Raw genomic sequence first — 25,615 nt, forward strand, 5'->3', positions numbered from 1 at the left:
TTGCGAAATGCGTACCAAGTTTTATCTACAGCTTCATTGCTACTTTCTCACGATGCAAATCGATGCCATCTTTATCGACGGAAAATCCTTTTGAAGACAACCAATCAACAGCATCTTCTATGGAATCCACAAAAATATAATCAATATTGGTATCGCGATACACGCGTTTAAGTTGCGCCTGCGTGGTTGCTCGAACGCTTGACTCTCCCATCACTAATGCCACATGAGTGAGCCCTATGGGATTTACCGAAGCCACACGTTCGTGAAGCAGCGCTTCAGCATCAGGAATGAGTAGTGATTCGCCAACAACACTAACAATATCGCACCAAGCTTTCCCATGTAAGCACTCGGAAAGCGTGCGATACTCACTGGCAAAGCTATTTACACACTCTCTGTTCCACGGCCCATAAGCTTGCGTTAGCACCGCATCACCACAGCGTGTAATAATAAATTCGCCATGAGCATACTGCATATAACCACCTAACTACTTCGATAAAATATTAAGCTAGCAAATACCGTTAAGGCGATATATGCCTTTGACTACGAGTTGTTTTGAAACAACACGTAGTCAAAGTATGGTTCAGTATTGAGAAAATTGAAAATTAAGCGGCAAGAATGTTGATCAGCTCAGCAAACGTAGGGCGGCCCTGTATATCAAGCGGCAAACGCAGCTCTCTAGCAATGTCACTCACGCTGATTACGCCACGAATTTCATGGCTGTCTCTGTCCATGACAAGGCAATGGTGCTGCCCGTAGTCTTTGAGTGTTTCTATCACGTCCCCCACTGATGAACGTATTAGCTCACTGAAATCGAACGACATGAGCGAGGTTTTAGGACGCATGAAATCATGAACAGTGAGCTCTTCTCGCTTAATCTTAAGCTCGCTCACACGCTGAATGATTTGCTGTTCACCGACATCGTGACTGGTCACAATACCAATGAAACGGTTCTCACTGTTTACCACCAGCATCATACGAACATGAGACTGACGCATAATCGACTCTATTTTCGTCGCTGGAGTTCGAGCATCAATAACGTGTGGTAAGTGCTGCTTAAAGTCAGTGAAGACCGCCATAGCAGATGATTTTACAGTAATGGTGTTTTCAACAACCGGCCATGCCAATGTATCGATAGCTTCGGTTTTATATAGATTTAAGGCGTGCATACCTTTCTCCTAATCAAAAATAAAAAATTCAGTTTTTTAATGATTAAGTGAAAGAAGGTGGCCCTCGAATGATGTTATCGCGCTGCCTAGTAAAAGCTTTTGCATCAATCGTTTTTCCAGCCGAAAACCGGTATTTTTCCAAGCCGCTGGTGATGTCGACAAACGAAATGCCATCATCAATGTCGTCGTCAGATACTTCAAAAGCGGTGCTTTCCCATTCGCTAATGAGGGTTGAGAGCGTATTTGCACTGTTCGACTGCCCCGCAATATTTTGCACACTTCTCCCCTCTCCCAATACGGAGACGGATACTAGTGATGAAAATAACGCTGGCAGAATAACGGCCAACAAAACGTACGAAACGCGCAAAGCGTACAACCTCTACTGAACTAAACAACATTGAAGCAAAGCAGTCACTTTTGTTACTGCCTATTTAAACTATAAGAGTATTTAGCGCGTTTAATAGAGGTGTTTAGCGCATTTTATCGACCATTAAACGACGCGTCTTCGAAAACTAACCGTGTCGCGACTCAGGTTTGGTGGGTTGTTTGCTGTACATTCGTTCTAAAAACAAGAACGAACACTCCCATTAAATGTGATGTTTAGCCAACGTAATTAGAAATACACTAGATTCAACTGATCCATAAGGTGTTTTTCAGCGGTCATTTAGCGTTTGAGATAACGCATTAACTGAAGGTCTAAACAACCTGATTGCAAGTAAGTAATAACGGAAGTGATATGAAACCAAGATGGTCCAGACCTATAGTTATTTTGCATTGGATATCTGCCATTGCCATTGTCGGCATGTTTGCTTCAGGGCTGTGGATGGTCGACCTCACATATTACAGCGACTGGTATAAGACGGCACCGCATTGGCACAAGAGTGTTGGATTAATTTTGCTTGCCATCACTGTTATTCGCTTAGTCACGCGCGTTGTTACTTCACGGCCGCCGTCACATGGCACCCCGTTAGAAAAAAGGTTAAGTCGCATAGGTCATGGGCTTTTGTACACCTTGATTATCATGCTATTCGCGAGCGGCTATTTAATTTCAACGGCCGATGGAAGAAGCATCGACGTATTTAATTGGTTTTCTGTACCTGCAATGGGCGAGTTCTTTGAAAATCAAGAAGACATTGCAGGAGAGGCCCATTTTTATATTGCGTGGTCAGTGATTGTATTGGCGATCATTCACGCGCTGGCTGCGCTGAAACACCACTTTATTAGTAACGATGACACACTGAAGCAGATGTTACGGCTTCGATGATATTGAGAAGAAAGGAGAAATGATGAAGAAGTTAACACTTGCCCTGGCCGCTGCGCTGTCTTTAAGCACCGCTAACGCCGCAGATTATGTGATTGATAGCAAAGGCGCCCACGCGTCTATCAACTTTAAAATTCAACACTTGGGCTACTCGTGGCTTACTGGTCGCTTCAACGATTTTAAAGGTACTTTTAGTTACGACGACGCAGCACCTAGTGCAGCAAAAATTATGGTGACTATCGATACCGACAGTATCGACTCAAACCACGCAGAGCGTGACAAGCACCTTAAGAGCGACGATTTCTTAAACGTTGACGACTTTCCAGAGGCGAAGTTTGTCAGCACAAAAATTGTCGATAAAGGCAATGGCATGATGGATGTAATGGGTGACTTCACGCTTCATGGTGTGACAAAGCCTATTACAATTGAAGCCAAAAAGATTGGCGAAGGCAAAGACCCATGGGGCGGCTATCGTGCAGGCTTTATGGGCACAACGACGATTGCACTTAAAGATTATGGCATCGACTATGATTTAGGCCCAGCATCGCAGACGGTAGAATTAGAGCTTCACGTTGAAGGCGTGAAACAATAGCTATTTACATTTAGTCCCAGCGAACTAAATTTATGATTTAAGAAAGCCCCAAACATGGGGCTTTTTTTACATGTGGTTAGTGAAGCTTCAGCTTAGGGCTGATGGCCTGACTTAACTTCTTCACAAGGAGCTTTAGAGCACCTTTAATTTTTCCGTGTACTGCAAACTGGTGCATATTATACAAAGAAACGTAAACCAACTTAGCTAGACGCCCTTCAATGAACATACTGCTGTTTGACAGTGAGCCCATTAAGCTTCCAACAGTGCTGTATTTACTTAAGTGAACCAAGGATCCATAGTCCTTGTAAGTAAAATCTTTCGTGTCTTTTTGATTAAATAACGACGTTATATTATGCGCAACAATATCCGCCATTTGGTGGGCAGACTGCGCTCGAGGCGGCACCCACTTCCCATTTTCCTGCTGGAAACCGCAGCAATCGCCTAGCACCCAAATATTCTTATGAGATGAACTGCGAAGCTGCTTATCAACAAGAATTTGATTGGCTCTGTTCGTTTCAAAAAGCGCAAGCTTTGTTATGAAGTCCGGTGCTTTCACCCCCGCAGCCCACACCATTAAATCAGCGTCAATCCGACCACCGTCTTTTGTGATCAGCCCTTTCGCGTCGGCTTCTGCCACCATGGTTTGCTCTTTAATGTCTACGCCCAACTTATGCAGCGCTTTTCTTGCAGAGTTTGCTATACGCTCAGGTAGCGCAGGCAATATACGCTCTCCCGCTTCTACGATCGTAATCTTAAGACGAGAAGCTGACATGTCTGGCATTCCGTACGCCTTGGACAAATTCGCCACATGGTGAAGTTGAGCGGCTAGCTCAGTACCTGTTGCTCCTGCCCCGACAATAGCGACATCAATTCTGGCGTCTTTATCTTCTTGCTGATTGATGCGGATTAGCTGATTAAGAAGCGCTCTGTGAAAACGTTCAGCTTGCTTTAACGAGTCAAGAAAGTAGCAATGCTCAGCAACGCCAGGTGTGCCAAAGTCGTTACTCACGCTGCCAACCGCCAGCACTAACTGGTCATAATGAATCTCGCGTTCAGGTAAAACCTGAGTCCCTTCTTCATCGATTAAAGGCGACAAGGTTATGGTTTGCGCTTGCGCGTTAAGCGAGCACATTTCACCTAATTGAAAGCGGTAGTGGTGAGCTGCAGCGTGGATGGCGTAGTCCACACCGTCTGAATGCTTATCAATTACACCGGCGGCCACTTCGTGTAATAGCGGCTTCCAGATATGGGTTCGACTGCGGTCGACGAGGGTAATTTCGGCTTGTTTCTTTCTCCCGAGGGTGCGGCTTAAGCGACTGGCTAATTCAAGACCACCAGCACCGCCACCAACAATTACTATTTTTTGCATGGGTATACCTATTAACAATCATTCCACGTATGTCGCCTGACCTTTCCAAGCGCTATACATGGCGTGACTGAGACCCATGCTGATGCCTACAGACTACGCCTAATGCCGCTGGGGTACAAGCAAATCACGGCAATAGTCTGTATTTTCAAGATTAATAATTATCTATTATGGCTGCTTATTTGAAGCTATAACGTGAACGATGCCGTTATCATGAAGTTTCGAGGCCGCCCAGGAAAGTAGCGAGGTCCTGTGAAGCTAGTAAAATCAGCGCGTTCAGCGTAGTCCGTATCAAATACATTGTTAACCCGCGCATACAATGTGACGTCTTCGTTCACGCTGTAGCGTACGCGCGCATGTACCAAGTCATGCCCCTCGTACTCGTTGAGATTTTCAGCGTCGGTGAAATAGCTCGAAACATGCTGCCACTCTAGCTGCGTTTGTACTTTGCTCGACATCTCAAAGCTTAAACGAGCGTTAAACTGAAGCTTTGGCGCAGTATCAATATCATTACCTTTAATGTCTTGTTCACCTGAGAGCTGACTGTGCTCGTAGGTATGCCTTGCGTATGTACCAGCAAAATCTAAGCGCAGTATATCGCTTAACGGTTGGTCAAAAGTAAGCTCTACGCCTCTATGCCACGTTTCGCCGTTGCTTACGTTGAAAAAGTCGCTGTCGCGGTAAATCACATTATCTTTTTGTAGGCTGTAAAGGCTAAGCGTATAGCTGCCGTCAAATAGTGTTCCTGTAACGCCCATCTCGATATTATCGGCCGTTACCGAGTCAAGATCAGTAACAGTTTGTGCACGCTGCAAACGATACAGCTCTGTTGCCTGAGGCGCGCGATAGCCTCTTGCGATGCCGCCAAATAACTGGGTTTGAGGGTTAAGTTGATAACGAAGTGAAAGCTTCGGACTAAAGTTATCAAAATCATTTTCGCTGTCTGCTGGTCTGGAATATCTGCAGCCGCCAAAACCGCACTGCGTGCCATCCTCGCGAACACGACCAACATTCATATTGTTGGTGTAGTCGTATTGCATAGACTCAAAGCGCCCGCCGACAGAAATAGCCCAACGCTCAGCTTGCCAATTGAAGGTAAAGAAAGGCGCAAGTAGCGTGGCATCTACATCATAATCATAGTGCTTTCCTACAGGTATGGTTTCAACCAAAAAGGCAGACCCTTCTGTGGCGCTGTCTTGTGACTGGGTTAATTCACCTTCTGTGTATTCTACGTCTAATCCTATATCTGCACTTAGGCTGTCATTAATGACGTAATTGAACTGAGACAGCACACCAACGCCTTTTTGGGCATTCGTTTCAAGGGGTTTGCCTGGAAGAAAATGCATTCTAAAACGCATGTCCTGGTTGCGTAAGTAAGGTGTAATCGACAGTGCATGACCACCGCTAAAGCTTGTATCGAACTTGCTCCATAGCCTAAAACTTTCTGCTTTTCGAAACGCTTCGGGGTTTGGGTTGCTTTTGGCTATTTGTGTATTTTTGTAGCTTTCAAACCCTTCGATGTAGCCGGCAGTTTCTTGGTCCAGATGGGTATAGGTAAGGCCGCTCGTGATAACCGTGCTGTCCCACTCTAGCCTGTGGCGAAGCGAGACTTTCTCTTGGTCAACGCCCTCTTCATTTCGATATCCTGTATCTCTGGTAACACTGGCGGCGATACCCACGCCACTGTGACCAAAGTCTTTCCCTTCTTTAAGCTTTACGCGATGAAACCCATAAGACCCGTAATCAACGCTAAGCTCTCCGTCGCCTTGGGTTGTGTCAGGGGTAATCACATTAATCACACCATGTATCGCATTAGAGCCATAAAGCGCTGACGCAGGGCCTTTTATCACGTCAATACGCTGTGCAATTTCACCGTGTGCTTCAAACAGCTCATTAATATTGCAAAAACCTGCTGCGCGCAACGCAATACCGTCTTCTGCTGCTAAAATTCCGCCGCACGCGCCAGCGCCGGTTAACACTGGCGAACGAAGGGCAGGTAAATACTCTTGCCCATTGCCCCGCTGTACGCCGGCACCCGCAATGTAATTCAGCGACTCTTGGATATGTTGAAATGAAAGCAGCGAAAGCGTTTCTTCTGAAATAGACGACACTGCATAACCGGAAGCATTCATATTTCCCTGTATACGAGAAGACGTGGTCTCAATTCTTTCTATTTCATTGGTTTGTTGAGCGATGGCTGCATGCGATAGCAGAGACACAGCTAGCAACGACAGAGGAAAGCTTGGGGCAAAGCGCATTATCTATCCTTATGATGACAAAATGTTTTTTTAGCAACTGATGCTAGTGTATCGTTAATTTAGGCAAGAATGGGTTAAAACTCGCTAAACTGTTGCGGCATTTTGACAATTACGTCATATCTCTGATTTAAGCGTTGGCGTAGACGTTGCAGTTCGCAGACTTTACTGTCACAACACAAGTCTTAGTTTTATACACTATTTCTAATTTACGTGTATCTAACGCATATAGACTGGCAGTACGTTAGTAGATTGCAGCAATGGGTTAACCACTCTTTGCCTGAGTAAAACACCAAACTTTGTTCGCTGGAGGAACCATTGGACACACTTATTCCTAGTCTTTCACAGCTTATCGAATTCGCTGTTGCCCCCGTATTTTTACTTACCGGTATTGCGGGCTTCCTCAATGTTATGTCGTCTCGGCTGGGCCGAATATCAGACAGGGTGAGGGTGGCAGAAAGACAGATTCATACCCTTTCAGACCCGCATATTGTCGATCGCTCAAAGAAAGAAATTAAGGTGCTATGGCGCAGGGTAAAAGTGATTAACTGGGCGATTGGGCTGTGTGTCGCCGCTGGACTAATGGTGTGTACCGTCATTATGGCGCTGTTTTCTGGGTCGCTATGGGTTGTCGATTTAAAAACACCAGTCATCGTATTGTTCATACTGGCTATGATGTTTCTAATCAGTGCGCTCATTGTTTTTCTGGTTGAAGTAAAACTTGCGACAAATACCATAAATATGGTCAGAACCATTCGTTAGCCACGTATCGACAACGGCTTACTCGCTGGCGTTCAATTGATCCCATCAGCGACACACCAAAAAGGCGGATAGAGCGCAATGTTTACCTTCTCTATCCGCCTACTTATTTTTAGGCTGTCGCGATTGGCTTAGTTTTGAAACTAACATTCATATGCAAAGAAGCAACGTTGCCTCAATGTTTGCCATACTATCTACTACTCGTCCTCAGCGAGTGTATCTAATACAGAAAACAGAACGTTAGCGCCAATTCGCGACACTTCATCGTCGTACTTGTTCTCTACGTTAACGCCTTCTTGACCGCCAGCCAAATCACTAATAGCTCGAACAATAATCCAGTCAACGTCGTTAACGGTACATACTTGACCTATTGCGGCTGACTCCATCTCAGTTACTTCGGCATTGAACACGTCTCTTGTCCACTTTCGATACTCGCGGTTATCCATAAAGACAGACCCGGTAATACCATTTCCGCCTACAAAGAGCTCGGCATCCCGCTCACCAAGCACGCGCTGCGTTGGCATAGTGCTCATAGCTTGTTTCGCCGCAGTTAAAAGACGCGGTGTCGCGCTGAAATAGGCGGTATCTTGTGGTTTATCCATCCCCTCTTTCACAATAAGCACTTCGTCAGGATGAATGAAGTGAAAGGGCTTATATTTTGGTGTGTGAGGATCTTTAGCGCGGCGTTCATCTTGCTCTTCAATGAACTTTGCATAATATTCAGGCAGTATGTATTCCCCCGGAGCATTCGGATCTTCATTGGTGTACACACTCTCATCATGGTAGTACCAACGCGCCGGAACAATGACGTCACCCGGTTGCCATTTTGGGTTAACCGCTCCCGCAATCCCCATGTAAACCACTTGCTTAACCGGAAAGTAATCCAACGCCATCTGCATAGTCATAGCAGCGTTTGCAATGCTCATTCCAGTAGCGAATATTAATATTGGCTCGTCGTGATAGGTACCTATGCGATACGTAACGCCTTTGATGGTTGTGGTTGTGTGAATGGATGCATTGGGATCTTGCTCAATACGATTAAGGATACCCTGCATTTCGGGTGCGTAGGCTACGGTAACAGCAGTAAACGCAGGCTGTGAGAACGCGGCGGGCCCGTATGAAGCGCCATCGGACGTTTTAGTAGAAGTACAACCGCCCATCCACGAGGTGGAGAGCAGAACAATAATCATCAAAGTAAACTGTTTCATTCGCGATTCTCAGCTGCATAGTTAGTGAATAGTTAAACTAGCACTTTAATCGGGCAAAGAAACGCTGGATTTCAATAATTTACCATTTAAAAACATAAAGAAAACATCTTTAAAACAAGGCGAGCTCCAAAATTACTTTTAGCTACAAATGCGAAGAGAATGCATAACTTTCCAATGTAAGCATTGCGTAAAGACCTGCTTCAAAAGCGTTCATCAACGTTAAAATACGGTAGAATTCGACTATTTCCGTCGTTAATTTGCTACAAATGAACAGTCAAAATACTGCGGCCAATAAAAAGGATTAACTAAGCGCCATGAATACTAAATTACTTCGCTCTCTTCAGGTTTTTGTTGCAGTAACCGATAGCGGTAGCATGAGTGTAGCTGCGAGAGAGCTGCACATGACTGTCTCTGCTATTAGTCAGCAGTTAAGAAAGCTAGAACACGATATCGGCCTTAGCCTTTTTAACCGAAATACCCGAAGTTTGAGCCTAACGGAAGCAGGGCGCATCTATTACGAAACCAGTAAGCAAATGCTACAAACCGCAGAACTTGCCCAGCAAAAAATTGAAAGTCTGCAGGATGATCCCACAGGTAAAATAAACATCATTGCGCCGGAGGGTTTTGGCGGAGGACTGTTAAGCGAGCCACTGAAAAAGCTTTGTGAAGAATTTCCTAAAATAACTATTTCTTTAACCGTAACTGACGAGCCTAAAGACATTATCGCTTCCAGTGCCGATCTTGTTCTTTGCTTCGCCCCAGTATCAGATACAAATTTCAGCAGTTTGGTACTCGCGACCTGGAAGCGCATTTTATGTGTCTCTGCAGACCATCCACTTGCAAACGAAACTCTGACTTCGCCTGAAGCGCTTAACGCGCATACATACATTGCTCACAGACATATTGAAGAATACGTCATGAAGCACGAAAGCGAAGGCGAGTATGAATTGGATACACAACGCATTGATGTCAACTCAATGCAGACATTGATTAAACTTACTCAAGATAGTGTTGGCTATGCGGTTCTTCCCGAACCAGAAGTGAGACATCTATTAAAGTCTGGTGAAATGAAGCAGCTCTTCACTGACTGGGAGTTACCAGATTATACGGTTTATGCGGTTACACCGAAAAGGGAGCTAATGCCTGCAAAAATCGGCGCAGCAATTACATGTCTTCAAGATTTATTTGCGCAAATTTAGTCGTTAAACAGCGCACAAGAACCCCATCGCACATAAAAAATGCGACGTTATACCAGTGTGCATAGGTCATTACCAAAAAGGCAGCGTAAATACGCTGCCTTTCTTATTTAACTTGGCTTCTTTGAAATTAGAAACGAGTGTTCATTTGAACACTTAGAATGTGCGCAGTAGCTGACTGTGTGCCTGAGAAGTTAGTGGTAAAGTCAGTACCAGGAAGAACATTGCTTAGAATCGTTCTATCTTTGTCGATATTCGCTTCACGGCCATCTATGAATACGTAAGCCACGTCTATTGATGTATCTTCGCTAACCGTGTAAGTCATACCACCAGAGAACCAATGACGGTCTGTATCTGGGATACTTAGTGAGCGGTTTTCTACCGATACCACACCGTCATCATAAGCATAGCCAGCACGAAGGGTAATTTCATCGTTTAGGATGTAAGTTACACCAAGCGCTGCACGCCATGAGTCGTCGAAATTCTCTTCTTTAATTAGGAAATCGATGCCGTCTTCTAGGTTAGCTTCAAGCTTCTCAAACGTACTCCAGTCAGTGAAAGTAACACTTGCTTGTACAGACCACTGATTGTCAATTTTTTGATCAATCGCTAGCTCTGTAATCGCAGCAAGGTTCAAATCTAGACTACCAGGCTGGTTTAAGTTGATAGGAAACACTGGCGTCTCTGAAGATACCGCGCCTTCAAGTTCTAGTTTCGTTTCTGCACGGTATGAAAGCGCAACATTAGTCATATCAGTTGGTTGCCAGAAAATACCAGCGTTCCAACCATAGCCCCAATCGTCACCTTCCATGCTAAACAGTGAATTGCCAGGAGTAAGCGTAGGCAATGTAATACCTAATGCTTCTGCTGTTGGCGCTAGGCCTGCAACAGTGCCCGCTAGCGTGTTTGATACACCAGAACCAATTTCAGCTTCAGCGTAAGTGATGTTTAAACCAAAACCTACCATAAGCTGCTTATTCACTTTATAAGATACAGCAGGGTTTAGGGTTACCGTTTTTACTTCAGCTGTGTCAGCAAAATGCAGCGCACCAAAATCATCAGAGTAATCTGAACGAAGACCGTAGGTTGTAAATACACCTACACCAGCAGATAGCTTTTCATTAATTGGGCTTACATAAAAGAATCCTGGAACAAAAGCAGTATCTGCAATGTTGTCTTCTGCTGCTGGCATAGGTTGGCCAACTGGGGCTTCGCCTAACGCATAGCTAACATCACCATCGATATCTACGTTCGGATCGATAAAGCTTACTGATGCACTGAACTCAGCTTCTTTAAATACACCAATCGCTGCAGGGTTAGTTGCTAAAATGGAGGCATTCTCTGGCTTAGCCGCTTGACCAGCCATGGCACGGCCTAGACCGTTTGCACTGTGTTCATTAACTTGGAAACCAGCTGCCAGCGCAGAAGAAGAGGCTAAGGTAGCAAGCGCTAAGCAAACTGAGGCACGTAAAGAAAACTGTTGCTTCATAAGATACTCATTGTAAAAGGGGAAAATTGCATCGGGCATTCTACGGATCTGAGTACTTTTGTTCAATGCAAGTAAACGCCATTTACGCACTTTTATCTCATTTTTTACAATTATAGCTACAACTTCGACGCATTTATAAGCAACTTTGATAAAACAGCGTTAACGAAAGATCTCAATATTGTTAACGCCATTTTAATTAACTATCACTAACACCTATTGGAAATGCAAAAAGGTTTCACTCAAATTTATAAACAGGCTGAGTTATAGGTTGTGTTTATGTCTATAACCCCCACCCTATTTTAAACAGCGCAGATGCAACCGTGTTTAGCGACGCGCTTTTACATTCGATAAGACGTCGACCATTTGTGCTTGTAACAGGAGGACACCATGTCAACATACAAAGCAATTACACTCGTTAATCGCCCCCATGACAGAAAAATTGGGCCACATTTATTTGAAAGCAAAGAGCTCGAAATTCCCACGCCTAAAGACGGTCAAATTTTGATAAAGCAAACTCACATGTCTTTAGACCCTGCGATGTTAGGTTGGATGAGTGAAGACAGAGAGAGCTATATTCCACCTGTGGAGCTTGGCGATGTAATGCGCTCAAGCGGTGTGGGCGAAGTGGTTGAGTCTAACAACCCTAATTTTTCGGTTGGCGACAAAGTTATGGGAATGACTGGCTGGAGTGAATATGTGCTCAGCGACGGTTCTGGTTTTAACAAACTTCAGCCTGGCATTATTGAGGAAATGGCCCTTTGTGTTTTTGCACTACCAGGCCTAACGGCCACAACAGGTTTATATAATTTTGGCGAGCCCAAAGAAGGTGAGACACTTATTGTTACGGGTGCAGCAGGTTCTGTAGGCTCAATTGTAGGTCAGCTTGCTAAAGCAGACGGGCTGCGTGTAATTGGCGTAGTAGGAAGCAAAGACAAAGCCGATTGGATTGTTAACGAGCTTGGGTTTGATGGCGCTATAAACTACAAAACTGACAATTTAGAAGAAAAGTTAGCCGAACTAACACCAAATAAAATAGACGTCTTCTTTGAAAATACGGGCGGTCCTATTCAGCAGCACATTTTTAACAGAATGAATGCCCATGGCCGAATTGTGGTATGTGGAATGATTGCCGATTACCAGTCTGAAAAGCCGTCACCGGGCCCGAACTGGATCCCCCTGATTAAAAAGCGAATTAACATTCGCGGTTTTGCTATGCCTGATCACTGGGGTGAAATTCCACAACTACTGCAAAAGCTTTCACCTTATGTTCAACAAGGTAAAATCAAGTACCGTGCACACACTGTGAAAGGCTTAGAGAACGCCGAGAAGGGCCTAAATATGTTGTTTGAAGGCAAGAACACCGGCAAGATGATTGTGAAGCTGTAAGCCAATCGTGAAAAAGCGCAGTGTTATTCTAAGCACTGCGCCTGATTTAATACAAACTGGGCTTTACCTTTTTCTTTTGCTTCGTAAAGTGCTTTATCTGCTTCGTCAATAAGGCAATCAATAGACATGTTCTCGGCCGACTTGGCAAACACCACACCAATGGAACAACTCATTAAAGGATGCTTTGCATCTTGTGCATGTTCTAGTGCTGCTTCTGTCCACTTATTCAAAAGTGCATCACAGTGCTTCTCAACTTGTTCTTTCTGAATGTCGCTCAATACAACAATAAACTCTTCCCCACCGTACCGACCTAATATGTCTGTCTCTCGCTTAAAGACCTGCTTCATAATGCGGGCTTGTATTTTTATGGCTTCATCCCCCTGCTGATGACCAAAACAGTCGTTATATTTTTTAAAGTCGTCTAAGTCGAGCATCATCACGGCCATCGACACTTTATGACGCTTACTCAACGCCAACAGTTTTTCACTCTGCTCTCGTAACGCACGCCGATTCAATAAATCAGATAAGGGGTCAAATTTGCTAAGTTTAAGTAGCCTGTCATTGGTTTCTTTTAACATGCGTACGCTGCGATCTAACCGATAACGGGCATAGACACAAATAAACAAAGACCCAGATACAAATGCCATTGAAATTGGAACTCTGTCACCATAAACCGGCGCAACCCACATTAACCCCAAAAAACCCAGAATGTTGATGACGTTGGCTGCTAGCGCTAATTTAAAGGCAATGCCCAGCGCAAACACACAGAAGAAAGCATATAAAATGGTGCCCTCGTAGGGGAAAATGAAGCTGTGCTCTTCCCAGCAAACCCATATTAACCAGTAGTTGCTGTAAGAAAGCGCAATAAGTAACCCTGCGAAAATGTAGGCTCGATGCTGAATGAACCTGCGCCAGAAGGAGAGTACAACAACGACGAGTATAATAGGGAATTGAAGAAGTAAGCGATCGAATATGTACAGCTCGTACATGCTGCTTGGTAATAGCATCAAGTCAGCAGCCATAAAGGCAAGCACAAGTAGAGCACCAATGATCAGCGCAATTCTCAGCCGAAGTAGCTCGCGGGGTTTATTGATTTGCACACGCCACCTTAAGCAATAAGTTACTGTTAAAGCATCTATATATTAGCCCATGGTGAAATCACCCACGGGCTCTTACAACTTCAAATTACTGAAGCTGCATCACTTTAACTATTATCAGTGACTTCTTGATTAAGCGCCAGTTTTGACAAACTTTCTTGCAGTGCCTCAACGGTGACAGGTTTGGTAACGATGTCGTCCATCCCCGCTTCTTTAAATGACACGTGCCGCTCTTTGAATGCTTCGGCGGTAAGCCCTATAACCGGGATTTTGCTAAGCTCTCCATCAAGCTTTCGAATGCGTTTTGTCGCTTCAATGCCGTCCATCACTGGCATGTGCACATCCATGAAAACAACATCAATACCGCCCTCTTCTACTCGTGCAGCGGCTTTCAATCCATTATCAACGTGCTCAACATCACATTTCAGCTGTTCTAAGAGTGCCTGTGCTACCACAGCATTAATGGCATTATCTTCAGCCAACAGAACTTTAATACCTTCTGGTAAGCTAGCGCGCTCTGCTTGTCGCGCGGAATCCGAATCGGCCGACGACTCCACCACGCGACGACTCTGCACCTTGGCGGTAACGGTGAAACATGAACCTTCACCTACTTTGCTCACCACCTTAATATCACCACCTAATATTTGTGCAAGCTGCTTTGCAATAGCAAGACCTAGCCCAGTGCCACCGTATTTACGCGTAATTGATGAATCGGACTGCGTAAACTTATCAAAAATATGCTCGAGTCTGTCTGGCTCAATACCAATACCGGTATCTTTAACCGCAATTACCAAATGGTTCTCGCTCACGGTATCCTGTGAAGGCTGTTTGAGTTTGGCGGAAATAGTCACCGTGCCCTTATGAGTAAACTTAATTGCGTTACTCACCAAGTTAATGATTATCTGGCGTAACTTCGTAATATCACTGGTTACTGCCACCGATTCCATGTTCTTACTTTTGTAAACCAAACGCGTACTATTGGCGCTAGCATTGGTACCCAGTAGCGTAATAAGGTCATTCAGCATTGCGTCAAGATCGAACTCTGTAACGTCAACTTCTGACATACCTGATTCAATTTTTGAGAGATCCAGAACATCGTTGATAACGGTCGCTAGAATAGACGCCGATGATTTCAAATCGCTGGCATACTGATGCTGTTTATCCGACAGTTGCGTATCAAGAAGTAGCGTTGCTAATCCCTGAATACCGTTCAGTGGGGTGCGAATTTCGTGGCTCATTACTGCAAGAAAATCCGTTTTTGCGCGGTTTGCTTGCTGAGCTTGAGCAACGTATTGCTCTATTTCACCAGACATTGCCTCAACGTCTCGCGCTAAACTACCTAACTCGTCGTTTTGCTGTAAGTCTATACTGACCTTCTTATGGTCAACCGCAATGCGACTTGCTGCTGATTTTATTTTTTCGATAGGAGAAACAACAAACACCTGTGTGACTCTTCCCATAAGCAAACTGACAATAACGACAGCAAATAGCGTCACTAATGACGTTAGCCACGCAATAGTAGATAGGAAAGATTGCAGTGCGTCAGCAGGCTGTAATACGGTAACTTTCCAATTCCATGGCGCAAATTCCGCACACGCAAATAACACGTCAGCATCGTTAATATTCGACTCACCAAAGGCGACCTTACGACTGGCAATGGTTGCGATTGTCGCATCTTCGACATTAGGAACCACAGTGTGCTCCATCGTACTAAACACCACAGTATCGGCACTCTTGTCACTGATCGCAAAGTGGCGGTCGGTGGCTTGCTGCAACGACTTTAACTCTTCAAACACTTCCTTTTGATAGGCCTCGCGAAACACAGGCACATTCTCTAGGCCCGACTCAATAAGCAGTTCACGTCTTTCGTCAATGATCTCTAAAACGTTTAATGTAAGCGTCTGAGTGAGGAGCTGATATTCTCTTTCGCGTACTGAATCGTACGCCGTCAAATAAGCCCAATACCCAGTAAGTGCCATACCAATTAATAAAATTGGAATGTAGATAACCAGCAGTTTCGATTTAATCCGCATACTTACTTCTAATTAGGCCTTATTGATACACATGTTTTTTCGACAGCTTCAAGTAGTTTGAAGGAATGGGCAACTGCAGTTTGATTGCTGTAGACACATTTACCGCTACAGTGTACGTATCCATTTTATCAACGGGAATGTCCCTCGCCGATTTTTTCTCAAGAATTAGCTTGGCTTTTCTTGCAGCTGATTTGCCAATACTCGCTGGCTCAGATACTACGCCAAGAAGCGCTCCTTCTTTCACAGAGGAAATGCTTTCTGCGAATAAAGGAAGCAGTCCCGTAGCTTCCTTTACCTTTGTTACTAAGCCATTCGATTCCGCGAGCGGCCCAGATGAAAGCCAGTAACCATCCAGCTCGTTTGTTTTTTGCTGCAAGCTGTTGATGATGCTGTCAGTCATTTCAACCAGTCCATCATCGCCTTCTATATACGGTGTACTAACAGCAACAAGATTTATGTTCTCGTAGTCACCATTCAGTGCCAGAAGTTGATTAACCAAGTTACTTGACGATGGGTATGTAGAATGGACTAGACCGATGGTAAAAAGCGATGAGGGCTTAGACGCTCTGAGCACGCCCTCTAACATATCTAGCTTTACCTTTGCGTCTAGCACGTGTGACTCGCCCGTCATGTTGCGTTCACTAACCGCACCAATAGCAGAAACTATTCCTTCTTCAACCGGTGCTGAGACCGCCATAAACAGCTTAGGTACATCAACAAACTCTTCAGACGCATTCAGCGCTCTGGTGGCAAGGGTCGCCACCGATACAATAAGGTCAGGCGCTGGGTTTTGTGCAAGCTCGGTAAGTATCTCCTTAGCACGAACTTCAGAGCCTTCGGCGTTATACGATGTTACGTTAATCTCGTGATCGGGCATAATCCGCGCAAGTTCCTTTTCGAACTCGGCCCGCGAATCAGCGACAATGGGAACAGGCAGTGTTTCAAGAACAATTAGGTCCAGGGTTTCTTTCGCAAAAGCAGCACTAGCGCCCCACATCAAAGATGATAAAGCTAAAAGAAGGGAAAACCAGACCTTTGTCATGACTGTGAACCTAACACAACTAACTGAAAATACGCACATATAGACGTATCATAAAGTTATTCGAAGGTCATTCATAGTGGAAGTTATAACCAAATATTCAATACTGGGAATAGCTTTCTTAAAACTAAGATGCGATTTCCGCAAATGCGTTAACACTAAACAGGCGCGCTTCTATATCGTAAATCGGCATCGACACGATAATTTCATCAACATCCGTCGCTTCAACAAACTGAGCTAGCTTGTTTTGCACCGTTTCTTTCGACCCTACCAACGCATACCTCAATACATTCGATAACATTGCTTCGTCAGTCGCCGTACAATATTCGTCAAAGTTAGGCATAGGCTTAGCGAAAGGCCTATTAAGACCACGTCGCATGTTCATAAATTGCTGCTTCACTGACGTGAATAGGAGTTCAGCCTCTTCATCGGTTTCAGCAATCACCACCATTACACCAGCCATCGCTTTTGGCGCTGATAACTGAGGCGACGGTTTGAACATATTGCGGTACACATGAAGCGCATCGAATAGCGCATCGGGCGCAAAATGCGAGGCGAACGAATATGGCAGCCCCATCTTTGCCGCCACTTGGGCACTGTATAAGCTAGAGCCAAGCAACCACAGGGGGACGTGTGTATTCGCCCCAGGTACTGCAACAATTGGCTGCCCGTCTTGCGGTGTACCCAAGTAGTGCTGAAGTTCTTGAATATCTTCTGGGTAACTGTCCACATCGCTTTGCAAATTACGACGAAGCGCGCGTGCGGTTGCCATATCAGTGCCTGGTGCACGGCCAAGTCCAAGCTCTATGCGATTGGGAAATAATTCAGCCAAGGTGCCAAACTGTTCAGCAATGACCAAAGGTGCATGGTTAGGCAGCATAATACCGCCCGCACCAACTTTAATGGTAGCGGTGGCGTTAGCAATGTGCGTTAACACTACTGAGGTGGCAGAACTGGCAACACCATGCATGCCGTGATGCTCGGCTAACCACACACGTTCATAGCCACAGCGCTCAGCTTCCACAGCCATTAACTTTGAATTGTTTAACGCGTCTTTTACGCCAAACCCTTCAGATATTGGCGCTAAATCTAGCAGTGAGTATGGAATAGCCATGTTGCCTCGCAATTTTGAAACTTGGTATGACTTATAGGTATGACCTTACTCCTCGTTTTACAACTGCCTTACCTGACAAAGTAAGACGGATGGAGAAGGTTTATCGATAAAGTGAGAGTGGTGGAAAGAGAAGTGAAATAATAGTGAGTCATGGGCTTGCAGAAAAGCCACTTAATTAGCAGCCAATAATCGCCTATTGAAAACAAAAAAGCCTGCGCTTTTGTCAGCCGCAGGCTTTGTTTGTGAGCACGAATTGTAGGCGAGCATTAATTTAGGTTCACAAATGTATATTATATTTGGTTTGCTATATCGCTATTTGAGTTAGTCTCAGCTTGATCTCCATATTCGAATAAAATAACTCAATCAAATCTGACAGTCGCATATGTGCCAATAGTTGCCGTTGGAAAAGCGGCACCTGCGTACATGAATCGGACATTTCATGTTCTTTCTCATGAAAGCACAAAGTGTGATTTTTCAGTAGTAACGAGCGTCACTATGAATTCGCAGTAGAAAGCTGCCAGATAAAAATAAACCCCACCCACTTTACAATATACCGGGGTGGGTATATTGTAATTATGTAACCCCAATACGGAGAATAATAATGGCCCGAAAACTCAAATCCAGTTCTTTGGCTGACTTTTCAACTAAGTTAGTAAGATTTCATAAGTTACCTAATGGCACGGAAATTAGATTGTACCGAAAAAAAACGGAAAGAAGAGTCAGGTCTGATTTGACTGTAAAAAGAAAGGGCATTAACTCGAAGAATATTGAGGTGTTCAAAGATTCGTGGAATGTAAGAGACTTTCTGGATGAGGCAAGAGCACTATTATCAACTGACGTAGAAGCTCGGGGTCTTGAAATGCAGCTGTTCGCGCCTGATGGTTCAAGAATCTACGGAAACACTTTGTTAGGTAACGTTAGAAAGTTAGAGCCAAAAATAGAAGAAGATAGCGGAAAACCACTGAATTTGTTTCTTATGCTGCTTGAGAATAGTGGCCTCGAGGATATTTCTTTACGTCAAGCTGGTAACTTATATCGTCAGATTAACGAAATCATTGACAGTTCGTTAGAATTCTCACTGTTGGAGAATGAAAGCAAAATTATATCTGAGAGCTTATAAAAGCCCCTAACATGGATTAGTCGTCACTTAACCTGACACTTTCAGAGATAGAGCTAGACCAAATCTAACAGTCTCTTGTGTACGTACTCCGGTCGTTCAGGAATGTTTGGTGCAATCAGCGCTTAACGGGTCAATAGGTCCAAATTTTCACAACATCGCCTACCTGACTAAAAGTTAAACTTGCTAATACTATATGTTGCATTGTTTAATATGATTATGCATACGGAGGCGTGTATAAATGGCAAAAGGAAAGCTAATTTGGCATATTGCCTGTGACGAATCTGGTATAGATGGGCAGGTATACTACGGTTTTGGTTCCTTGTGGATGAAGTACCAACGTCGCGGCGATTTTGTTCGTATCATCAGAAATCTTAGGGAAAAGTATCGATATACAAACGAAATTAAATGGCAACGTGCTCATCAGAAAAATAACATTGATTTTTACAAAGAGCTTGCCGATGTATTTTTCAAACACGCGTGGCTGGCTTTTCATTGCATAGTTATTAGAAAAGGATTGGTAGATAAATCATTTCATGACGGTGACTACGACCTTGCAATGCGAAAACACTTCACAACTCTTATTTCTTCAAAAATAAAAGCAGTTAAAAAAGCACATCCTAATCAGTTATCAGAATTTCGAGTCGAAGTCGACCCATTACCGTCGCGATACAATAAGGCTGACGAAGCGTTTCATACAATCGCTAACAATATCCTAAAACAAGAATTAGGCGGTGATGCTCTGATTCAAACAGTTGTGACTAAAGACTCAAAAGATTCTCAGCAAATACAGCTGGCTGACTTTCTGTTGGGAGCAGTTATGAGCGCGTTTCAAGGAAAAGTAACCTCTGATAGAAAGCGAGATATGGCGAATCATATTGCATCATATTTAGGCTGGGACTCGCTCAAACACGACACTTGGGACTATGAGCGAAAATTTAATATTTGGTATTTTCATGATATCAGGCGAGATCAACGTGAAATTCATACGAAGAATGTAGAGCTGAGATATCCGCTCCCTGCAAAATCACTTAAGTGAAGTAGAAAAAAAGAATGAAAAAAAGTAACCACCAAGGAAAGGTGTTAAAAGATCATAAAAAAGTGGGCAAAAAGTTCATCCCCCCTTTAATGCAAATCGACAAGATGAGAGAAACATCGTTTGTAAACGACCGGCTTCCGTGCTTAATTTGGATGTCGTCATTATATCTTCGTCTTGGCGATAGGAATGCAACTAAAGTCATTGTTGATTTTATTGATACTGCGTATAACTGCTTTGAGGGTGAAAAAATTGCGCCGCTTCAATACATGGGTAGCTATACAACTCTGTCAGATTCAAAAAAGAATGAATTGTATGAGACATTAAGAACGAAACCATATTTCAACGACGTTTTAAGTAATCTCGAACATCAGTATCACTTATTAAAGAGCTATCCATTAGCGTTTCTTTTTTCTGAGCACCAGTATGGTGTTGACCGTGAAGATGCCATTGAAATGCTGAAAGAGGATGTAGAGGCGCTTTTGGATAGACTGTCATCAAAAGCGACCAAAGTTCAGGTTACTGCGGTTTACGCAGAGATAATATCTGGGCGAATGAAAATTTCTGCTCATATCGACTTGCCTGACTTCAATGCAATATTCAAAGCGCCAGAGTCTGATGATGCAAAGCGTGTTGCAAGTTTTGCTCGCGCTCATATCAACGGATTTGCAGCAGCTTCTTTTTTGAAAGAAATAGGGGTTCCTGAAAACAATTGGCCAGAGACTTTTTGGAATGAGGCTTTTGATTTAGATGGATGCGACAATGGATATTGAAGAATTAGTAAGTGGCTACGTCGATTATCTAGTGGACAGTTTCGATGAAGTTTGGACTAAAGTTAAAATTCCCGCGGATAAACTGGAGGCATTATCTGCCATTGGTGGTCTTTTATCTCGACAAATTACTCTCTCCATCGAGTTGGCTCAAGCTCCCTCAACATGGAACGGACATTCTGCACCATTATTCTTACGCTCTATGACCGATTTATATATCACGCTTGCGTGGATGATGGATGATTTGGAAGAGCGACCCCATAAATACATTATGCATGGTCTGGGTGAAGCAAAGTTACTTATCGAACACTACAAGCTCCTGTTAGAAAAGGAGGAATATCAAGAAGACAAAGAAGATCTTCAACAAATGATAGAGTTTAGAGAGCATTGGATTAATTCACAACGCAATGAATTTTTTGTCGAAGTGGATGTTGGAACGTGGTCGAATTTAAATTGTAGGAAAATGGCGCAAGAGGCAGATTGCGAAGACCTTTATAATTTTGCTTACACGCCCTTTAGCCAAGTGGCGCATAGCATGTGGCCCCATGTTTCAGTTTACAATATGACTCGTTGCAAAAATCCACTACATAAGCACCACTTGATTCCTGCTCTACTAGACGTGCCGCTCGACCCCGACTACTTGTATAGATCCTGCAAATACGTTGACAAGACTTATCGGTTGTTTGAAAAGCACTTTGAAGTATCAATAAAACTAATGCCGCTCGATTGGTGGAACAACTATTGGGAATCTATTCCAATAGAAGAAGATGTAAAGTAGCGCCTTTGAAGAAGTCCGCTAAACTGGATTAGTGTGATTACCAAGGGATTATGTCGGTCTAATTACCGAGCGACTTTGTCGCATTTAAGGTAACAGTTAGTATTATCCACTTCAATAAATATGCAAATATTTCCTTTGAAGCATGAGTTAATTAGACGTTTTGTATATTATTGAATTAACCAGAATATTAAAGGTAGCCAATGTATACAATCAGTAAACTCGCCAAAGAGGCAAATGTTGGTGTAGAGACCGTTCGTTTCTATGAACGCAAAGGCTTACTTGAACAACCCATCAAACCGATACAGGGATACAGGCAATATACAGAACAAGCACTTTCAAGACTATTGTTCATAAAGCGTGCACAGTATTTAGGTTTTACATTGGCGGAAATATCATCATTATTAATATTAAGTGCTAGTAATTGTGAAGATGTTCAGCAACTCGCTGAGCAAAAGCTTGCAGTAATTGAAGATAAGTTAAGAGATTTGCTTAACCTTAAAGACAGCCTTGTCTCGCTCATTTCAGACTGTAAAACTAATCCAAGTGATAAAGATTGCCCAATCATTCAGTCACTTCAACCGTAAAATGACTCATCACTTGACTCCGTACCCATATACGGAGTTTATGCTGTGCTTAAAAGAACAGTGTAATAAACGTAAATATGGCAAAAAGTAGTCAACTATCAATCTTAGGCGGGCTTGCCGCAGCAATCGGTGCAAGTGCCTGCTGTGCCGGGCCTCTTGTTTTACTTTTATTGGGTATAAGTGGTTCATGGATTAGTCATTTAACACTCTTAGACCCTTATCGTCCTATTTTTATATTCGTGGTTGTAGTTTTATTTGGCTTTGCTGGGTGGAAGATACATCAGCCTGTTGAAAACTGTGCGGATGACGAGGCTTGTGCAGTCCCAAAGGTAAGAACACGACGAAAAGCAGTATTTTGGTTTACCACACTGTTGGCGTTTGTTTTTGTTACCAGCAACTACTGGATCATATGGGTCGTGTAGGTGCTACCACTTAACTCTAATTGGAGAGAAAAATGAAGAAGTTATTGATTACAACTTTATTGTTGATAAGCAGCACGGCGACGTTTGCAAAAGATGTAACTGTTACGTTAGAAGTTCCGTCTATGGATTGTGTAACGTGCCCGATAACAGTAGAAAAAGCACTTGAGCGCGTTAAAGGCGTTAAACAAGTGGAAGTGACATTTGAAAATAAACTTGCTGTTGTAACATTTGACGATGAGATAACAAATCCTGATGCACTAACAAAGGCTACAAAGAATGCTGGTTATCCTTCATTAGTGAAGTCGTAAGGCCGTCGCTAGTTGAACGATATTGAAACCCTCAGAGGAACACAAAACTATGGCGAAAATAGAACTCTCATCGACGATTACTTGCCCACATTGCGATTACAGCCAGCAAGAAGAAATGCCAACCACTGCATGCCAATTTTTTTATGAATGCACTAAATGTAAAACACTGCTAAAGCCTTTGAGCGGCGACTGCTGCGTTTATTGCTCATATGGAACAGTGAAGTGCCCTCCAATTCAAGAGGGCAACAGTTGTTGTAATTGAAAAGTAGTCAGTTAAACAACTGGCTATTTATTATGCTGATTCATGCAAAGCTAGTGATCTCTCAATTCTCAGTGCGGTTGTATTCATATCATTTCTCAACCACATACTGCGCACGCCATTTGGGCTAACATCAATGCCTAATGCTTCTGTTAGCTTATGTGCCACCTTCTGCTGACCAAGGTGAGGATGTTCAAGAGAGAACTCGATTACCGCTTTCTCGATTTCCATATCTACACAGTTTTTATGCCGTATGTTAGGCGTTTCTTGCCGTTTTAGCGCATCAGGGCCACCTCGCTTAACCATTCTTAAGTGCCGATGAATAGTGTCTCGTGAGACGCCACTTTGGCGTGATGCAGCACTGACGCTTCCGAGCTTTTCGATTAACGCTAATACTTCAAGTTTCTTCTGTACTGCCAAGTCTTCTGATGCCAGTTTGCTTGGCTCATTAACTTCCGAGATCTTCAGTTTGCGACCAGCGAAGTGAGCGGTAAACCCTTTTTTACTCGTGTTCCTTATCTCGATTTTCTGATTGGCAATGGAGTGCTTGAGCGGTGAATCAATGAGGTAGAATTTGTTGCCATAACTGAAGGTATGGTCGTTACGTATTTTACGATGGTCTTTAATGACGCAGATATCATCAAGGTTGATGTGTTTTGACAGAGGCGTAAATTCAGGTGCTTGCTTTGATTTCACTTGGACTTTCGACTGCCAGAACTGCGGAATGAAGACATGCTTAAGGTAAGCATTGGCAGCGGCGATATCGTTGATATTGTTCAACCTAAGTTCGGGCACCAACCTGTCTTGGAAGGTTTCGAACGCTCGTTCAACGCGCCCTTTACCTTGTGGGGAATTGGCAAAGATAATTTCAATGCCCAGCTCCTCACAAGCGCGTTGCATTTGTGAGAAGTTACAACGCTTAGGCCCACCATAGATTCCGGCTCTGTCCACATAAAGTGTTTTAAACACACCTTTCTTTTCAAGGCAGTCACGCATGACTTTCAAACATCCAACGGTGGTCTCTGATGGGAAGAATTCAGCATAAACTTCACTGGTGGCATCATCTATCATCGCAATGAGACAATGCTTTTTGTTACCAAACCAACGGTGCGGACTACCATCCATTTGCATCATTAAGCCCGGTGCGGCCATACGTTCTCTGCGTTTACGAACATGGCTACGACGACGCTTAGCTCGCTTTACATGATGAATATCGTGCGCCCAACCACGTAAGGTCTCACGCTTAACAACAATGTGTTCATTCTCAGCCAACTGCTCGGCTAAGTGCAGTAAATTCAAATCAAAATACTTATCCTTAATTAACGCTTGAACGGCTTTTTTTATCGAAATAGGCGTTTTATTCGGGGGTGATTTACCGCAATTACCATGCACCACAAACTGAATACCGACTTCTTGATAGCGTTTTATATAGCGTTCAATTGAACGTCGGGATTTATTGAGTAACTTGGTAGCATTGGCAATCGATATTTTACCTTCAACCACTTTAGCTATTATATCAACGGTGAGTTGAGCTTTAGAATCCATCACAATCATCCTCAACATGCCTTCTAGTATTCAAAAAACAAAACACTAACAGGCACATAAAAAAATGACCGACAGAATCGCTTGGTAATTAAGATACGACAAAGTCGCTTGGTGTTAACACGCTAAACTGGATTAGTCGTCACTTAACCTGACACTTTCAGAGATAGAGCTAGACCAAAATTGACAGTCTCTTGTGCACGTGAAGCAGACCTTGGCTCATTAAGATTTTAATGACACGAATGAGGTAATCAACGGTCATGCTACTAATAAAAATTGAATGGCTGCTTTAGCCGAATACCTATGACAAAGCTCCAACATAAAACTGATAATTCGAGACTAATTCTCCGTACTAGAAGAACACACTTCTGCAATGCTATCTAATTGATGCAATACCCCGCACTCTTTAACCTTCTTATCATGATCGCAAGCAGAACGAATTGAAATCAGTGTTTCTTGTAGTACTTTTAATTCAGCTATCCGATGTTCGATATCGTCAACATGCTTATCTATTGTAGTATTAACGTTTTCGCAGCTATTCTCTGGGTTTGCTCGGGTTTCCAGTACTAATTTAATTTCCTCGATTGTCATATCTAATGCGCGACATTGCTTTATAAACAATAACTGCTTCAGTGCATCTTCAGAGTAGCTTCGATAATTCGATGCCGTTCGCTCAGGTGCAGCCAATAGTGATTTACGCTCATAAAAACGAATTGTCTGAATACTTAACCCTGTCTTAGCTGCCAGAAGCCCAATTTTCATTTTAACTTGCCTAAAGCTTGACTCTATACCAAGTATAGAGTTTACACTCGCGTTATAGGTGAGTAAAGCGAGTGTT

General features: G+C 43.5%; 26 protein-coding genes. 13 read left to right on the forward strand and 13 right to left on the reverse strand.

Annotated features, from left to right (window positions below):
* Nucleotides 1–25: 25 nt before the first annotated feature.
* The 3 genes from MASE_RS18285 to MASE_RS18295 all read right to left on the reverse strand — a co-directional run bounded on the left by MASE_RS18285 (nt 26) and on the right by MASE_RS18295 (nt 1,443).
* Complete coding sequence (locus tag MASE_RS18285; protein WP_014951188.1) at nt 26–472, reverse strand: hypothetical protein; 447 nt, start codon at nt 470–472, stop codon at nt 26–28.
* Nucleotides 473–602: 130 nt separating this feature from the next.
* On the reverse strand, nt 603–1,166 hold the full coding sequence (locus MASE_RS18290) for a CBS domain-containing protein (protein ID WP_014951189.1): 564 nt from the start codon (nt 1,164–1,166) through the stop codon (nt 603–605).
* 43 nt (nt 1,167–1,209) lie between these two features.
* Entirely contained in the window at nt 1,210–1,443 is a 234-nt protein-coding gene (locus tag MASE_RS18295; protein WP_014951190.1) for a hypothetical protein, read from the reverse strand.
* Between the two features lie 459 nt (nt 1,444–1,902).
* Between MASE_RS18295 and MASE_RS18300 the strand changes: the two genes are divergently transcribed.
* Nucleotides 1,903–2,430 (forward strand): cytochrome b, encoded by a 528-nt coding sequence (locus MASE_RS18300; RefSeq protein ID WP_014951191.1) that lies wholly within the window; start codon nt 1,903–1,905, stop codon nt 2,428–2,430.
* Between the two features lie 22 nt (nt 2,431–2,452).
* On the forward strand, nt 2,453–3,019 hold the full coding sequence (locus MASE_RS18305; protein WP_014951192.1) for a YceI family protein: 567 nt from the start codon (nt 2,453–2,455) through the stop codon (nt 3,017–3,019).
* A 76-nt stretch (nt 3,020–3,095) separates the two neighbouring features.
* Here the strand turns inward: MASE_RS18305 and MASE_RS18310 are convergent, their stop codons facing one another.
* Both MASE_RS18310 and MASE_RS18315 read right to left on the reverse strand, forming a co-directional pair.
* Nucleotides 3,096–4,388, reverse strand: coding sequence for an NAD(P)/FAD-dependent oxidoreductase (locus MASE_RS18310; protein ID WP_014951193.1), 1,293 nt, complete (start codon nt 4,386–4,388; stop codon nt 3,096–3,098).
* Nucleotides 4,389–4,573: 185 nt separating this feature from the next.
* Nucleotides 4,574–6,643, reverse strand: a complete 2,070-nt coding sequence (locus MASE_RS18315; RefSeq protein ID WP_014951194.1) for a TonB-dependent receptor — start codon at nt 6,641–6,643, stop codon at nt 4,574–4,576.
* A gap of 315 nt (nt 6,644–6,958) precedes the next feature.
* Here MASE_RS18315 and MASE_RS18320 point away from each other — a divergent pair, with 315 nt between their 5' ends.
* Complete coding sequence (locus MASE_RS18320) at nt 6,959–7,402, forward strand: DUF2721 domain-containing protein (RefSeq protein ID WP_014951195.1); 444 nt, start codon at nt 6,959–6,961, stop codon at nt 7,400–7,402.
* A 194-nt stretch (nt 7,403–7,596) separates the two neighbouring features.
* Here the strand turns inward: MASE_RS18320 and MASE_RS18325 are convergent, their stop codons facing one another.
* The gene (locus MASE_RS18325; RefSeq protein WP_014951196.1) at nt 7,597–8,607 is read right to left on the reverse strand and encodes a 5'-methylthioadenosine/S-adenosylhomocysteine nucleosidase family protein; all 1,011 of its coding nucleotides are present in this window, start codon (nt 8,605–8,607) and stop codon (nt 7,597–7,599) included.
* 314 nt (nt 8,608–8,921) lie between these two features.
* Here MASE_RS18325 and MASE_RS18330 point away from each other — a divergent pair, with 314 nt between their 5' ends.
* Nucleotides 8,922–9,806: a LysR family transcriptional regulator gene (locus MASE_RS18330; protein WP_014951197.1), complete on the forward strand. Its 885-nt coding sequence runs from the start codon at nt 8,922–8,924 to the stop codon at nt 9,804–9,806.
* A gap of 127 nt (nt 9,807–9,933) precedes the next feature.
* Here the strand turns inward: MASE_RS18330 and MASE_RS18335 are convergent, their stop codons facing one another.
* Entirely contained in the window at nt 9,934–11,292 is a 1,359-nt protein-coding gene (locus MASE_RS18335) for an OmpP1/FadL family transporter (RefSeq protein ID WP_014951198.1), read from the reverse strand.
* Nucleotides 11,293–11,679: 387 nt separating this feature from the next.
* Between MASE_RS18335 and MASE_RS18340 the strand changes: the two genes are divergently transcribed.
* Nucleotides 11,680–12,678: an NADP-dependent oxidoreductase gene (locus tag MASE_RS18340; RefSeq protein WP_014951199.1), complete on the forward strand. Its 999-nt coding sequence runs from the start codon at nt 11,680–11,682 to the stop codon at nt 12,676–12,678.
* A gap of 23 nt (nt 12,679–12,701) precedes the next feature.
* Here the strand turns inward: MASE_RS18340 and MASE_RS18345 are convergent, their stop codons facing one another.
* From MASE_RS18345 to MASE_RS18360, 4 genes are all read right to left on the reverse strand, one after another.
* Nucleotides 12,702–13,778, reverse strand: a complete 1,077-nt coding sequence (locus tag MASE_RS18345; protein WP_014951200.1) for a GGDEF domain-containing protein — start codon at nt 13,776–13,778, stop codon at nt 12,702–12,704.
* 104 nt (nt 13,779–13,882) lie between these two features.
* Nucleotides 13,883–15,808: an ATP-binding protein gene (locus MASE_RS18350; protein WP_014951201.1), complete on the reverse strand. Its 1,926-nt coding sequence runs from the start codon at nt 15,806–15,808 to the stop codon at nt 13,883–13,885.
* Between the two features lie 19 nt (nt 15,809–15,827).
* A complete protein-coding gene (locus tag MASE_RS18355) occupies nt 15,828–16,850 on the reverse strand; it encodes an ABC transporter substrate-binding protein (protein WP_014951202.1) in 1,023 nt (340 codons plus the stop codon).
* 124 nt (nt 16,851–16,974) lie between these two features.
* Nucleotides 16,975–17,961 (reverse strand): LLM class flavin-dependent oxidoreductase, encoded by a 987-nt coding sequence (locus tag MASE_RS18360; protein WP_014951203.1) that lies wholly within the window; start codon nt 17,959–17,961, stop codon nt 16,975–16,977.
* 772 nt (nt 17,962–18,733) lie between these two features.
* Here MASE_RS18360 and MASE_RS18365 point away from each other — a divergent pair.
* The 8 genes from MASE_RS18365 to MASE_RS20340 all read left to right on the forward strand — a co-directional run bounded on the left by MASE_RS18365 (nt 18,734) and on the right by MASE_RS20340 (nt 23,238).
* Nucleotides 18,734–19,081 (forward strand): hypothetical protein, encoded by a 348-nt coding sequence (locus MASE_RS18365; RefSeq protein WP_148275233.1) that lies wholly within the window; start codon nt 18,734–18,736, stop codon nt 19,079–19,081.
* Nucleotides 19,082–19,319: 238 nt separating this feature from the next.
* On the forward strand, nt 19,320–20,117 hold the full coding sequence (locus MASE_RS18370; RefSeq protein ID WP_014951205.1) for a DUF3800 domain-containing protein: 798 nt from the start codon (nt 19,320–19,322) through the stop codon (nt 20,115–20,117).
* Between the two features lie 14 nt (nt 20,118–20,131).
* Entirely contained in the window at nt 20,132–20,887 is a 756-nt protein-coding gene (locus MASE_RS18375) for a hypothetical protein (RefSeq protein ID WP_032096156.1), read from the forward strand.
* Nucleotides 20,877–21,662, forward strand: coding sequence for a DUF5677 domain-containing protein (locus MASE_RS18380; protein ID WP_032096157.1), 786 nt, complete (start codon nt 20,877–20,879; stop codon nt 21,660–21,662). Before MASE_RS18375 ends, MASE_RS18380 begins: the two co-directional genes overlap by 11 nt.
* 200 nt (nt 21,663–21,862) lie before the next feature.
* Nucleotides 21,863–22,246, forward strand: a complete 384-nt coding sequence (locus MASE_RS18385; RefSeq protein WP_014951206.1) for a MerR family transcriptional regulator — start codon at nt 21,863–21,865, stop codon at nt 22,244–22,246.
* Nucleotides 22,247–22,323: 77 nt separating this feature from the next.
* Nucleotides 22,324–22,668, forward strand: a complete 345-nt coding sequence (locus tag MASE_RS18390; protein WP_014951207.1) for a mercuric transporter MerT family protein — start codon at nt 22,324–22,326, stop codon at nt 22,666–22,668.
* 32 nt (nt 22,669–22,700) lie between these two features.
* Nucleotides 22,701–22,976: a mercury resistance system periplasmic binding protein MerP gene (merP, locus tag MASE_RS18395; protein WP_014951208.1), complete on the forward strand. Its 276-nt coding sequence runs from the start codon at nt 22,701–22,703 to the stop codon at nt 22,974–22,976.
* Between the two features lie 49 nt (nt 22,977–23,025).
* Nucleotides 23,026–23,238, forward strand: coding sequence for a GDCCVxC domain-containing (seleno)protein (locus tag MASE_RS20340; RefSeq protein WP_080589192.1), 213 nt, complete (start codon nt 23,026–23,028; stop codon nt 23,236–23,238).
* Nucleotides 23,239–23,268: 30 nt separating this feature from the next.
* On the opposite strand, the gene MASE_RS18400 is transcribed toward MASE_RS20340, so the two are convergent.
* Together MASE_RS18400 and cadR are read right to left on the reverse strand one after the other, a co-directional pair.
* On the reverse strand, nt 23,269–24,789 hold the full coding sequence (locus tag MASE_RS18400) for an ISNCY family transposase (protein ID WP_024016316.1): 1,521 nt from the start codon (nt 24,787–24,789) through the stop codon (nt 23,269–23,271).
* A 327-nt stretch (nt 24,790–25,116) separates the two neighbouring features.
* A complete protein-coding gene (gene cadR / locus MASE_RS18405; protein WP_014951210.1) occupies nt 25,117–25,539 on the reverse strand; it encodes a Cd(II)/Pb(II)-responsive transcriptional regulator in 423 nt (140 codons plus the stop codon).
* Nucleotides 25,540–25,615: the final 76 nt, after the last annotated feature.

The organism is Alteromonas macleodii ATCC 27126 (assembly GCF_000172635.2).
GTDB lineage: Bacteria > Pseudomonadota > Gammaproteobacteria > Enterobacterales > Alteromonadaceae > Alteromonas > Alteromonas macleodii.